The sequence below is a fragment of the Nocardia sp. NPDC051981 genome (assembly GCF_040680715.1).
In the GTDB taxonomy this organism is placed as follows: Bacteria; Actinomycetota; Actinomycetes; order Mycobacteriales; family Mycobacteriaceae; genus Nocardia.
The window spans coordinates 94,950-107,222 of the sequence record NZ_JBFAXK010000021.1 but is presented as its reverse complement, the minus strand read 5'-3'; the positions used below and the strand labels follow the sequence as shown (position 1 = coordinate 107,222).

At 67.6% G+C, this 12,273-nt stretch carries 13 protein-coding genes; 5 read left to right on the top strand and 8 right to left on the bottom strand.

What is annotated here, in order from left to right; genetic code table 11:
• Nucleotides 1–47: 47 nt before the first annotated feature.
• The gene (locus tag AB0L60_RS30345; RefSeq protein WP_364620757.1) at nt 48–608 is read right to left on the bottom strand and encodes a DUF6529 family protein; all 561 of its coding nucleotides are present in this window, start codon (nt 606–608) and stop codon (nt 48–50) included.
• Between the two features lie 703 nt (nt 609–1,311).
• Here AB0L60_RS30345 and AB0L60_RS30340 point away from each other — a divergent pair.
• Nucleotides 1,312–1,956, top strand: coding sequence for a transglycosylase SLT domain-containing protein (locus AB0L60_RS30340; RefSeq protein ID WP_364620755.1), 645 nt, complete (start codon nt 1,312–1,314; stop codon nt 1,954–1,956).
• Nucleotides 1,957–2,210: 254 nt separating this feature from the next.
• Entirely contained in the window at nt 2,211–3,434 is a 1,224-nt protein-coding gene (locus AB0L60_RS30335; protein ID WP_364620753.1) for a hypothetical protein, read from the top strand.
• Nucleotides 3,435–3,607: 173 nt separating this feature from the next.
• On the opposite strand, the gene AB0L60_RS30330 is transcribed toward AB0L60_RS30335, so the two are convergent.
• Nucleotides 3,608–3,955 carry a DUF6401 family natural product biosynthesis protein gene (locus AB0L60_RS30330; RefSeq protein WP_364620750.1) on the bottom strand — a complete coding sequence of 116 codons (348 nt, stop codon included), beginning with the start codon at nt 3,953–3,955 and terminating at the stop codon, nt 3,608–3,610.
• Between the two features lie 74 nt (nt 3,956–4,029).
• A complete protein-coding gene (locus AB0L60_RS30325) occupies nt 4,030–5,205 on the bottom strand; it encodes an acyl-CoA dehydrogenase family protein (RefSeq protein ID WP_364620747.1) in 1,176 nt (391 codons plus the stop codon).
• Nucleotides 5,206–5,462: 257 nt separating this feature from the next.
• Between AB0L60_RS30325 and AB0L60_RS30320 the strand changes: the two genes are divergently transcribed.
• On the top strand, nt 5,463–6,605 hold the full coding sequence (locus AB0L60_RS30320) for a cystathionine gamma-synthase (RefSeq protein ID WP_364620744.1): 1,143 nt from the start codon (nt 5,463–5,465) through the stop codon (nt 6,603–6,605).
• Between the two features lie 253 nt (nt 6,606–6,858).
• On the opposite strand, the gene greA is transcribed toward AB0L60_RS30320, so the two are convergent.
• Together greA and AB0L60_RS30310 are read right to left on the bottom strand one after the other, a co-directional pair.
• Nucleotides 6,859–7,350, bottom strand: coding sequence for a transcription elongation factor GreA (gene greA / locus AB0L60_RS30315; RefSeq protein WP_354833370.1), 492 nt, complete (start codon nt 7,348–7,350; stop codon nt 6,859–6,861).
• Nucleotides 7,351–7,594: 244 nt separating this feature from the next.
• Nucleotides 7,595–8,011, bottom strand: coding sequence for a DUF4307 domain-containing protein (locus AB0L60_RS30310; protein WP_364620740.1), 417 nt, complete (start codon nt 8,009–8,011; stop codon nt 7,595–7,597).
• A gap of 228 nt (nt 8,012–8,239) precedes the next feature.
• On the opposite strand from AB0L60_RS30310, the gene mca reads away from it, so the two are divergent.
• The gene (gene mca / locus AB0L60_RS30305; RefSeq protein WP_354834062.1) at nt 8,240–9,142 is read left to right on the top strand and encodes a mycothiol conjugate amidase Mca; all 903 of its coding nucleotides are present in this window, start codon (nt 8,240–8,242) and stop codon (nt 9,140–9,142) included.
• A complete protein-coding gene (locus AB0L60_RS30300) occupies nt 9,142–9,453 on the top strand; it encodes a hypothetical protein (protein WP_364620859.1) in 312 nt (103 codons plus the stop codon). The genes mca and AB0L60_RS30300 overlap by 1 nt, the downstream gene beginning before the upstream one ends.
• 145 nt (nt 9,454–9,598) lie before the next feature.
• Here the strand turns inward: AB0L60_RS30300 and AB0L60_RS30295 are convergent, their stop codons facing one another.
• The 3 genes from AB0L60_RS30295 to AB0L60_RS30285 all read right to left on the bottom strand — a co-directional run bounded on the left by AB0L60_RS30295 (nt 9,599) and on the right by AB0L60_RS30285 (nt 12,215).
• Nucleotides 9,599–10,831, bottom strand: coding sequence for an FAD-dependent monooxygenase (locus AB0L60_RS30295; protein ID WP_364620737.1), 1,233 nt, complete (start codon nt 10,829–10,831; stop codon nt 9,599–9,601).
• 123 nt (nt 10,832–10,954) lie between these two features.
• A complete protein-coding gene (locus AB0L60_RS30290; RefSeq protein WP_364620734.1) occupies nt 10,955–11,422 on the bottom strand; it encodes a VOC family protein in 468 nt (155 codons plus the stop codon).
• A 127-nt stretch (nt 11,423–11,549) separates the two neighbouring features.
• The gene (locus tag AB0L60_RS30285; RefSeq protein ID WP_364620731.1) at nt 11,550–12,215 is read right to left on the bottom strand and encodes a class I SAM-dependent methyltransferase; all 666 of its coding nucleotides are present in this window, start codon (nt 12,213–12,215) and stop codon (nt 11,550–11,552) included.
• Nucleotides 12,216–12,273: the final 58 nt, after the last annotated feature.

Below are 12,273 nucleotides of genomic sequence, written 5' to 3'. Positions count from 1 at the left end.
GCCGGAACCGCAGCTGGTTCCGGCGGGCGGTCTGCTTTCGCGGCTGCTCATCTCGTGAATCCGACGGTACGGAACCACCAGAGCGATGCCAGCGTCCACGCCAGCACGAAGCTGGTGAAGACCAGGCCGCCGAGGATCGGCAGCAGCCAGCCCGGTGTCCGCTTCAGCCGCAGCATCAGCATTTTCGAGGCGAAGGCGCCGTAGAACACCACGCCCGCGACGGAGTGCGCCATGACCCGGCCCGTGACGCCCCGGCCGAACTGGAAGCCGAAACTGTAGAGGCAGTAGAAGGCCACCGGCAGGCTGAGCACGAAGGCCAGCACGCCGCACAGCCGGTGGTAGATGTGCACCGATCGCGGTGCGCGGAAGCGGTAGATCCAGACGGCGGTCAGCACTTGTCCGCCGATCAGCACCAGCACCACGCTGCTCAGGTACGCCTTGAAGATCTGTGGTGCGGAGAAGCCCCAGGTGGGCAGGGGCTGGGTGCCGGGCCAGTAGTGGGTGCCGGCCATCCCGAGCGCGATCGCGACCGCGACGCCGGCCAGCAGCACCGGCACCGCGATCAGATTGCGCCGAGACGCGGTGAAAACGTCTGTCAGCAAGGGCATCTCGCCTCTGTGAATGGTGTTGTCAGAAGGGGCATTGGAGATACCTCGGCGGGTTACAGCCGACAGGTGCGTCGTCCGCGGTGCGGGCCGCGAGATGCACCGTTGCGGCGTCTTTATATTGCGTGAAAATTGGGACGAATGTGATTTGTGATAACCAATGTGGATTTGCTGAGCTGTTACTTTTGGAATGTGAAACGCCGATGAACGGCAAGAAATCAGGCAAATATCGGTATATCGCGACCTGGGGGAGATATTTTTCTGTGATCCGAAACACTTTGGGTTTCGAATTGAATCACCAGGTCAGGGCTTGTATTAATGCAGGTCCGAGAGGTGTTCAGCGAGCCGATTCACCTTCTGTTCACTTTTGATTCAGACTGTGTTCACAACACGCAATCAAGCTGTGACCTTGTCGGAAACAGACCGCAAGTCTGAATGGCGCAAGGAGATGTGAACACACATGCGGAACGTGATCACTACATCGGTGCAATGAGGCACCGCGGCCGGAAGGTCGCAAAGGTCTCCACTGCACTCCGCGCAGTGTGCCAAACCCATTGACCCATACCGGGTTTCACAACAGCATCCACAACAGCCCGAGGTACGCAGACGGGGGTCGTGAGACGCCCGCATGGTCCTGCGCTGCCTTCTTCAGGCCCGCGAGCCCGAAACCGAACAGGAATCCAAATTCGCCATGCCCAAGAATGTTATGACTGCTCTCAGTGACCCTGCTAGACGTAGCAAGGTAGTTGCCGCCGCTCGTACGGCCGGCGCCGCCGCCCTCGCTCTGGGCGTCTTCGGCTCCATCATCACCGCCGCCGGCGCCGCCGCCAGCGGGGATGTCCAGCCGGCCGCGTTGAAGGCCTCCCTGGCCGTCGCCGCGCCCGCCGCCGCTCTGGTCAAGGAACAGCCCGCTCCCGCTCCCGCCCCGGCCCCCGCGGCCGAGGTTGCGGCTCCGGCACCGGCGCCCATGCCGGCTCCGCTGCCCGCTCCCGAGCCGGCTCCGGCACCGGCGCCGCCCGCCCCCGTCTACGAGGACAACCTGGACGGCTGGATCCACCACGCGCTGGACATCATGGCCCAGCACGGCATCCCGGGTAGCTACGACGGCATCTACCGCAACATCATTCGCGAATCCAGCGGCAACCCGCAGGCGATCAACCTGTACGACTCCAACGCGGCCATGGGCATCCCGTCCAAGGGCCTGCTCCAGGTGATCGACCCGACCTTCAACGCGTACCACGTCGACGGCACCGCCTTCGACGTCTGGGACCCGGTCGCCAACATCGTGGCTGCCTGCAACTATGCGGCGCACCGCTACGGCTCGATGGACAACGTCTTCAGCGCCTACTGATCGATCCGGTCCGACGACGTACCGGACAACACTGCGATGGCCTGCCCGACAAGGGTGGGCCATCGCTGTCGTCTCGGCCCGCGGTGCCTGTCACCGGAGTCTCGGTGGCGGCCATACAGCCATTTAGCTAATCTCAGGCATCTGATTTGGCAACTATTTCGCAAACGAGCGAACTCGACGATCGACCAGGCGTATAACGACCCCGAAGAGCAGTTCCGGCACACGGCCGGAACGGATAGCGAAGGGACGGGGTCATGCACACCTCGAGTTCGGCTATCGATATCCAGATCGGGCAGGGGCTCTCGAACGCGTGGAGTTCCATCGCCACGTGGGTGCCCAAATTCGTCGGGTTCCTGGTCATTCTGTTCATCGGCTGGCTGGTGGCCAAACTCGTGGCCAAGCTGGTGACCCGGATCCTGAACCGGGTCGGGTTCGATCGGCTGGTGGAACGCGGCGGCATCAAGGACATGCTGGCCCGCGGCAGTTACGACGCCACCGGCATCATCGCCAAGCTGGCGTACTACGCGATTCTGTTGATCACGTTGCAGCTCGGCTTCGGCGTCTTCGGCCCGAACCCGGTGAGCACCGTGCTCAACGGCATCGTGGCCTGGCTGCCTCGCTTGGCGGTCGCCATCGTCATCGTCTGTATCGCGGGCGCGATCGCGCGCGTCGTGCAGGACATGGTGTCGAACATGCTGAGCGGTCTGGACTACAGCCGCATGCTGGGACGTGTTGCGGCGGTGTTCATCTGGGGCATCGGCATCATCGCGGCCCTCAATCAGATCGGCGTGGGAACGTCGGTCACCATGCCGCTTCTCATCACGGTGCTGGCGACGATCGGCGGTGTCCTCATCGTCGGTCTCGGCGGTGGCCTGATCCGGCCCATGCAGGAACGGTGGGCGGGCTGGCTCGACGCCATCGAGGGCGAAATGCCCGAGGTGAAGGGGCATGCGCAGGCCTATCAGCGGGGCCGTGAGGATGCGGCCCGCCAGCGGCAGGCGCAGGAGGCGGCCATGTGGGCGCAACGCTCGGCGACCCGGCCCATGATGGCGGGGCAAGGCATGGGCCAGATGCCTCCGGGCAAGTGGGCCGAGTCAGGGAGCGGCCAGATGGGTTACGGGCAACCGGGATACGGCCAGCAGGGCGGCTACGGACCGGGCGGCGGTGGCCAGATGCCGCCGCAGCAGCCCGGCCAGATGCCGCCGCAGCAATCCGGGCAGATGCCGCCGCAGCCCGGGCAGATGCCGCCGCAGCAATCCGGGCAGATGCCGCCGCAGCCCGGGCAGATGCCGCCGCAGCCTGGGCAGATGCCGCCGCAGCCCGGCCAGATGCCGCCCCAATCCGGCCAGATGCCTACACAACCCGGGCAGATGCCGCCGCCCGGACAGCCGATGCCGCCCGGACAGCCCCCACATTCCAGCGGGCAGATGCCGCGGCCCGGCAGTCAGGACCGGGGAGATCGCGACGACATGGGCTGATCCCGTGCCGCCCGAAACCGAGAATTCCGACAGCAGGCGGGTGCCTTCGCTGGGGTTGGCGGTGAGCAGGCTGTGGCCGACACCGCCGATGGCGACGATCTTCTCGACCCGCTGCGGGTGGTGCATGGCGAGCAGCCCCGGGGTTTCTACCCCGGGGCTGCTTCATCGTGAGGTCAGGAGGCGCGGGCCAGCGCGCAGACGCCCGCCAGGCGCAGGTGGAGCCAGTCGGCGTCCTGCCAGTCGAGCAGGGAGTGGGGGAGGACGGCGGCCTCGGCTTCGCGCAGGTCCTCGAGAATGCCGCGGGCGTAGCCGGCCAGCAGGACACTGGTCGGCACGAGGCCGGAGTTGTCGACGCCGAGGTCGAGGATGTCGCGGATGGCCGCGGCATGCTGGTCGATCGCTGCGGACACACCGGGGAAGACGGCCGCGGCCTCCGCGGCGGGGGCTCCGTGGGTGCAATGCAGGCGGTTCAGGGTTTTACGCGCCGAAACGACGAGCAGGGCGGAGCCGGGCACAAACACCCGGTGATGCTAGCAATCGCCCGGCACCTGGGGGACCGGCTGTGACATATCGCGCAATTCGCCGGAACTGCCGGTCAGCGGAACGCTTTCGCGCCTGTCAGGGCCTCGCCGAGGACGAGCTGATGCACTTCGGCGGTGCCCTCGTAGGTGAGGACGGACTCCAGGTTGTTGGCGTGCCGGAGCACCGGGTACTCGAGGGTGATGCCGTTCGCGCCCAGGATGGTCCGGCACTCGCGCGCGATCTTGATCGCCTCGCGGGTGCTGTTCAGCTTGCCGGCGCTGATCTGCTCGTTGGAGATCTGGTGCCGGTCCTTCAATCGGCCGAGGTGCAGCGCCAGCAGTTCGCCCTTGCCGAGTTCGAGCGCCATGTCGGCCAGTTTGGCCTGGGTGAGCTGGTAGGCCGCCAGCGGCTTGTCGAACACCTCGCGGGTCCGCGCGTATTCGATTGTGGCGGACAGGCAGTCGCGGGCCGCGCCGAGCGCGCCGAAGATGATGCCGAAGCGCGCCTCGGACAGGCAGCCCAGCGGCGCGCGGAGTCCGCGGGCCTCGGGCAGCAGGGCGTCGGCGGGCAGCCGGACGTCGTCGAGGGAGAGTTCCGCGGTGATCGACGCGCGCAGCGACAACTTGTGCTTCATCTCGCGAGCGCTGAAACCCGGTGTGTCCGTGGGCACTACGAATCCTCGGATCACATCCCGCTCACCCTCGCGCGACTGCGCCCATATGACGGCCACATCCGCGACCGACCCGTTGGTGATCCACATCTTCGACCCGTCGAGGATCCAGTCGTCCCCGTCCCGCCGCGCTCGCGTCCGCATGCCGCCGGGGTTCGAGCCGAAGTCCGGCTCGGTCAGCCCGAAGCATCCGATCACCCGGCCCGCCGCCATCTCCGGCAGCCACCGCAGCTTCTGTTCCTCGGACCCGTACTTGTGGATCGCGGTCATGGCCAGCGACCCCTGCACCGAAACCATGCTGCGCACACCCGAATCCACGGCCTCCAGCTCCAGGCAGGCCAGCCCGTACGCCGTGGCCGACGTCCCCGCGCACCCGTACCCGTCCAGATGCATCCCCAGCAGCCCGAGCTTCCCCAGCTCCGGCGCCAGCTCCCGTGCCGGAAACGTCCCCGCCTCGAACCACTCCGCCACCCGCGGCCGCAATCGCTCCGCGGCGAACGCGCGCACCGTATCCCGGATCGCCCGCTCCTCGTCACTGAGCAGGGAATCGATGGCGAACAGCTCGTCCACGGTGACCATGCGCCCACCCTAGAACCGCCCCCGCCTGACTCACAACGCCGCGCCGGGTCGATAGCGCCGGGTCCGAGCCGACGGCCGGCAGCGCCGGGTCCGGTGCTGATCGCTCTTGCGGCCCGCTCGGTCCGCGGGGTGGGATCTGGGGTTTCCGGTCCGAGCAGGGGTGTCGGCCGTGGTCGTTCGACTCGCGGGCAGCGGTGGCGGCGGTGCGGGCCCGACCCGGGGCGTGGGCGAATCTGCAGCGTCCTTAGGCTGTCTGCATGAGTGAGCTGGGTTTCTCCACACGGGCGGTGCACGCCGGGTTCGATCCGGACCCTCAGACCGGTGCGGTGAACGTGCCGATCTATGCGAGTTCGACGTTCGCCCAGGACGGTGTCGGCGGGATGCGGGGCGGGTACGAGTACGCGCGCACCGGGAACCCGACCCGCACGGCGCTGGAGGCCAACCTGGCGGCGCTCGAATCCGGTACCTACGGGCGGGCTTTCGCCTCGGGTATGGCGGCCACCGACTGTGCGATCCGCGCGAACCTGCGGCCCGGTGACCACATGGTGATTCCGAACGACGCGTACGGCGGCACCTTCCGACTCATCGACAAGGTGTTCACCCAGTGGGGGATCGAGTACTCGGTCGCGCCGGTGTCGGATGTGGACGCGGTCGCCGCGGCCATGCGCCCCAACACCAAGCTGGTGTGGGTCGAGACGCCGACCAACCCGCTGCTGAACGTCGGTGATATCGCGGCGCTGGCCGAGGTGGCGCACGCGGGCGGCGCGAAGCTGGTGGTGGACAACACCTTCGCCTCGCCCTACCTGCAGCAGCCGCTGCTGCTGGGCGCGGACATCGTGCTGCACTCGACCACCAAGTACCTGGGCGGGCACTCGGACGTGGTGGGCGGCGCGCTGATCACCGACGATCAGGAGATGGACGCCAAGTTCGCGTTCCTGCAGAACGGTGCGGGCGCGGTCCCCGGCCCGATGGACGCGTTCCTCACCATGCGCGGCATCAAGACGCTGGCCCTGCGCATGGACCGGCACTGCGACAATGCCGAGACCATCGCCGAGTTCCTCGCGAACCACCCCAAGATCGCCCAGGTCATCTACCCCGGTCTGCCCGAGCACCCCGGCCACACCGTGGCCCAGAAGCAGATGCGCCGCTTCGGCGGCATGATCTCGGTGCGCGTCCATGGCGGCAAGGACGCGGCCCTCGCCTTCTGCGCCAAGACCAAGATCTTCACCCTCGCCGAATCCCTCGGCGGCGTCGAATCCCTCATCGAGCACCCCGGCGCCATGACCCACGCCTCCACCGCCGGCTCGGCCCTCGAGGTCCCCGCCGACCTGGTCCGCCTCTCCGTCGGCATCGAGGACATCAGCGACCTGCTGTCGGACATCGAGCAGGCCCTGGCCTGACCGCCTCCCCGGGCCTTTAGCGGCCGGCCGGGTGCCGTGCTCGGTCACGCACCCGTGCCGGCGGTCGGGATCCGAGCCGATTTCGGGGGTACCCGGTGAGTTACCCGGGCCTCCCGAAATCAGCTGTCGCGTTCCGAAAAACAAAGCGCCGCACCATTTTTGGTGCGGCGCTTCGCTCTTCGCGGCCGGTACCGACAAACATTGCGGCCCCGGAGTCCGTGTGGACCGGGGCCGCGAATCCGTCGGTCGTAAATCAGCTGTGGTAGGGCTCCGCGGAGACCAGCGTCACCTTCATGGTGTTGCCATTGGGCAGGGTGTATTCGCGGGTTTCGCCGACCTTGGCGTTGATGAGGGCGCCGCCCAACGGGGAGTTGGGGGAGTAGGTCTCGAGGTCGGCGCTGCCGAGGCCCTCTTCGCGGGTGGCGATGAGGAAGGTTTCGGTGTCGGTCTCGTCGCCGTCGTAGTAGACCTTGACGACCGAGCCGGGCAGGGCGACGCCGGACTTGGTGGGCGCGACGCCAACCTTGGCGTTGTTCAGCAGCTCCTGCAGCTGGCGAATGCGCGCCTCCTGCTGGCCCTGCTCCTCACGCGCCGCGTGGTAACCGCCGTTCTCCTTGAGGTCGCCCTCTTCACGGCGCTCGTTGATTTCGGCCGCGATGACGGGACGGTTGGCGATGAGCGCGCCGAGTTCGCTCGTGAGCCTCTCGTGCGACTCCGGGGTCAGCCAAGTCACGGTCTCAGTCATCTCGATCACTCCCTAGTAGTTGTCCCCGGCAAGCCGGGATTCCCTGATGCCCGCTACCGTGGCCATCCGGAGATGGGCACAGCAGCAGTGGACAGCCAGAGCGATCCCTGGGGAGAGTCCCGACAGCGCCGGCCGTCAATGCAGCAAACACGGCTCCGAACGTCGGAACCGTGTATCGCGTCATTTTAGCACGATTCGGAAAGGCGCAGGTAGAAGCGTCAAAGCGGGTCGCTTAACGGACGTTTCACCCGACGCGCAGATAGGCCGGCACATGGTCGGTGCACCCGTAGACATTGCCGGCGCCGGCCCGTCGGCTGGTCTTGATCGTGGTGACCACGCGGACGGTGCCGGAGTCGGAGCCGGGCACCAGGATCTCGCGGCGGCCGACCTCGTCGGTGTCGCCGTCCATGGCCCGGACGAAGCAGACGACCGCCTGGCCCGGATCCTTGCGTGTCACTTTGAAATCCACGCTGACGGTGGAGTCGTCGACGATCGTGTAGCCGATCCGATCCGGTTCGATGGCCTGTGGCCCGTAGGTGCGGTAGCCCAGATAGGAGACCCCGAGCCCGGCGAGGATGACGACCGCTCCGAGGGCGTAGGGGAGCCAGCGTCGGGTCTTCCGAGGCGCAATCCCGTACCGGTCAGCCGGTCTTTCACTCATATCGGGGACGCTCCCGGGGGGTAGGTCGGAACAAACAACGATCGGATGGAACTATAGGGAATGCATATCTGATGCCTGTGTCTGGACTCGGCACGTGCGGTCAGGGTCCGGAGGAGGAAGCTTGCGTAACCACGCAGGACCCCTGCACGTGCCAATTGATACAGCTCGACGCTACGAGGTGAAAAACGTGATCGGTGAGGTGAACGAGAAGTGAGTGGTCTTCGCCTCATGGCGGTGCACGCGCATCCCGACGACGAATCCAGCAAGGGTGCGGCGACCACCGCGCGCTATGCCGCCGAAGGCAATGACGTGCTGGTCGTCTCCCTCACCGGCGGGGAACGCGGCGACATCCTGAACCCCGCCATGGACACCCCCGGCATCAAGGACCGCATCACCGAGGTCCGCCGCGAGGAGATGGCCGCCGCCGCCGAGGCGCTCGGCGTCCGCCAGACCTGGCTCGGCTTCGTGGATTCCGGTCTGCCGGAAGGCGATCCGCTGCCGCCGCTGCCCGAGGGCAGCTTCGCGCTGGTGCCTCTGGAGGAGGCCACCGAGGCGCTGGTGCGCGTGGTCCGCCAGTTCAGGCCGCACGTCATGACCACCTATGACGAGATGGGCGGCTACCCGCACCCGGATCACATCATGTGCCACAAGGTGTCGGTCGCGGCCTTCGAGGCGGCGGGCGATCCGGAGCGGTTCCCCGACGCGGGCGAGCCCTGGCAGCCGCTCAAGCTGTACTACAACCACGGCTTCAGCCTCACCCGGCTGGAGGTGTTCGCCGACGAGTACGCGCGCCGCGGCGAGCCCTTCCCCATGCAGGACTGGATGGACCGCATGCGCAAGTACGCCGCCGAGCGCGGCGACATCATGGCGCGGGTCACCACCCAGGTAGAGTGCGCCAAGTATTTCCCGCAGCGTGACGACGCCCTGCGCGCCCACGCCACTCAGATCGACCCCAACGGCGCCTTCTTCGCGATTCCGCTGGAGATGCAGCAGCGACTGTGGCCCACCGAGGAGTTCGAGCTGGCCAAGACCCGGGTCAAGACCGCGATCCCGGAGACCGACCTGTTCGCGGGAATCGACGAGGCCGATTCCGGCTTCGACGCCGCCGACACCGAGGACACCGACCGATGATGCTCACGCTGCTCGCCCAGGGCACCAACTCGCCCACCGGACCCGAGTTCGGTAAGGCGTCCCCGCTGGGTCTGGTCATCGTGCTGGTGCTGCTGGCCGGCACCATCCTGCTCATCCGGAACATGAACAGGCACATCAAGAACCTGCCCGCCGAGTTCTCCCCGGAACATCCGGAGGCGGACCAGGAGGCCGACGAGGGCACCGAGCACGGCATCGCGGCGGGTGAGGATCACGAGGCAGCGCAGGCGGAGGACACCGAGTCCGAGCCGCGCAGCGAGACCAAGCCGGAAGCCACCAACGGCACCGCCTGAATCCCCTCGGCATCCCACGACCCCGGTCCGGTGACCGGGGTCGTGGCATATCCGGGGGCCGCCGGAGCATCCGTACCCGGCGGCGGTGGCCGCCACCGACGAGATCGCGGCCTTCCTGCGCGAGCATCTCGGCTGAGGCCGGGATTCAGACCAGCGTCTCGGTCTCGTACGCGGGCAGCCGGTAGTCCTCGGCCTTGGGCTCGAACAGCTTCCGGGTCAGCGGGAGCATCGGGCCCGAGGTCATGATCCGCATATTGAGCCGGCCCAGGGCGGTCAGGACCTTCGACTTCGGGAGCATCATCTGGATGCCGCCGCCGGGAAGTTCCTTGGCCGCGTCCAGGAACGGGGTCACCCGCTCCTCGTAGCGGGCCAGCGCGCCGGGCAGATCGTCCGGGGTGGCGGCGATTTCGCCGGTCAGGATGTACGCGCCCACCAGCGCCATCGCCGTGCCCATACCGGTCAGGGGGGAGCCGCAGTAGCCGGCGTCGCCGGCCAGGGTGACCCGCCCGGCGGCCAGGGCCGGCATGTCGATGCGGGCCAGCACGTCGAAGTAGAAGTCGGGTGCGCCGGGCATGGCCGCGAGCGCGGCGGGCGCGTGCCAGCCGGCCTCGGCGAGCATGTCGGTGATGAGGCGCTGCTGGGCGGCGACGTCGCGGCGCAGCGCGGGGTTCTCCGAGGTGCGGAGGGTCAGGATGGCCTTGGTGGTGCGCGGGTCGCGGTCGGGGCGGATGCCGACGGCGGCGCTGGGCACCGAGTGCATGGCGAACCAGCCCGGCTTGGTGTCGGCCGGGGTGGGCATGGTGAAGAAGGCGGTGTAGCCGCCCAGGTATGTGGAGAACTGTTCCTCCGGCCCGAAGGCGAGGCGACGGACTGCCGAGTGCACGCCGTCCGCGCCGACCACCAGATCGAAGCGCCCGGTCGCGCCGGAGCCGAAGCCGACGCTCACGCCGGTGTCGTCCTGGTCGAGGGTCTCGATCCACTCGCCGTAGCGGTAGTCGAGCTTGCCCGGAGTTTCGGCCAGCAGGTCGAGCAGCACCTGGTTCAGATCGCCGCGGGTGATCTCGATTTCGGCGACCGGGCCCTTGCCGTCGAAGGCCTCCACCGGCAGGGCGGCGTATTCGGTGCCCTTGCGGTCGACCCACGCCATGCCGAGCTCTTCGAGCTGGTATTTGCGGATGCCCGGCATCAGGCCCATGCGCTCGGCGACCTCCTTGCTGGCGGCGCGCAGGTCGACGGCCTGGCCGCCGGGGCGGGGCGCGGTGGCGCGCTCCACGACGGTGACCCGGGCTCCGGCCCGGAGCAGTTGCAGCGCAACGGCATTGCCGGCGATGCCGCCGCCGGAAACGAGGATGTGCAGCGAGTTGACGGTGGTGTTCATGGTGTCGGGGCTCTCTCGGTTGGCTCTAACGTCTAAGACAAATGTACTAAACGATTGGCACGATTGTCTAGTACAAATGTCTCAGGAATGCCTACCTGGGGATATGTGCTTCCGGGAAGGCGCTCAGCCGAGGGTCGGGGTGTCGTAGACGGTGAACCCGCCCTTGCCGTCGGTGTCCATCCCGAGGAATCGATCCGCATGGAAGGGGTTGTTGGCCAGCAGCCGCACCACGGTGTCGTCGGGGTCGGCGAGATCCAGGATCGCGCCGTACGGGCCGCGATCGATCACCTCGCCGCGGGTGTACTCCAGTTCGTCGGCGCGGGCGGCGAAGGCGTGCAGGTCGTCGACCGAGTCCACCTCCAGGGCGAAGACGTCGAAGCCACGGAAATCCGGTGTGCCCGCACAGTATTCGCGCTCCCACAGCGCGATGCCGAAGCCGGACGGGTGCATGAGCTGTGCCCCGCGCAGCTCGCCCTCCTCCCGGAACTCGCCCGCCAGGCGCAGATCCAGCAGGTCGCAGTACCAGGCGACACTGCGCGCCAGGTCGCTGACCGGCAGTTTCACGTGGCGGATGCGGATCAATCCGGCCATGGTGCCTCCTGATCGGGGTGCGGCGAGCGGGGCATGAACCCCTGAAGGATGCCACTTCGCCATGTCGCTGACACGGAATGGCACTCTCCTGGCGCGAGTGGCCACCGCCCGGATGGGGCGCCGGCTCTCAACCGTTCTTGGTGGCCACGCCCATGATCAGTGGTCGAACGATCGGGGGCATTGCCCGCCACGGCATTTCCTGCACGTCTTCGAGTTCCAGCCCGGACGCCCGGATCAGCTCGAGGGTGGCGCGGTTGCAGTGGCAGCCCTCTGCGAACCGGCGCCACGGCTCGGCGAGACGGTCTTGCCAAGCGGAAAGTCGCGGCGACTCGGAACGTACGTGCTCGAGAAACAGCAGCCGGCCGCGGGGACGCAACACGCGCTCGATCTCCCGCAACACCGGATCGGGGTCATCGACGGTGCACAGCACGAGTGTTGAGACGACCGTGTCCACGGTTTCATCCGCGAACGGCAGTTTTTCGGCCGATGCGTCGAGCACACGTGCGTGATGTCGGCTGCGACCCAGCCTCCGCGCCAACCGCGTCCGCATCGCGGCCTCCGGTTCGGTCAAGATCAGCTCGTCCAGGCCGTCCGGGTAATACCCCAGGTTGAGGCCGGTACCGCTGCCGAGCTCGACAGTCCGCCCCCTCGCACGGCTGAGCAAATTTCGCCGGCGAGCGCCCATCCCCGCCTTCTCGCCCATCCACAGCAGAGGGTCGTACAGCGTCGCGAACGCCCGGGCCCACAGGTCCGAGCCCTCCGCCGCTGCCGCCGGGGCGGCGCCACTGCTCACAGACTCGACAGTACGCCGGACGGGCATCATCGCGTATCTCAGCTCCTCGAGCAGGGCG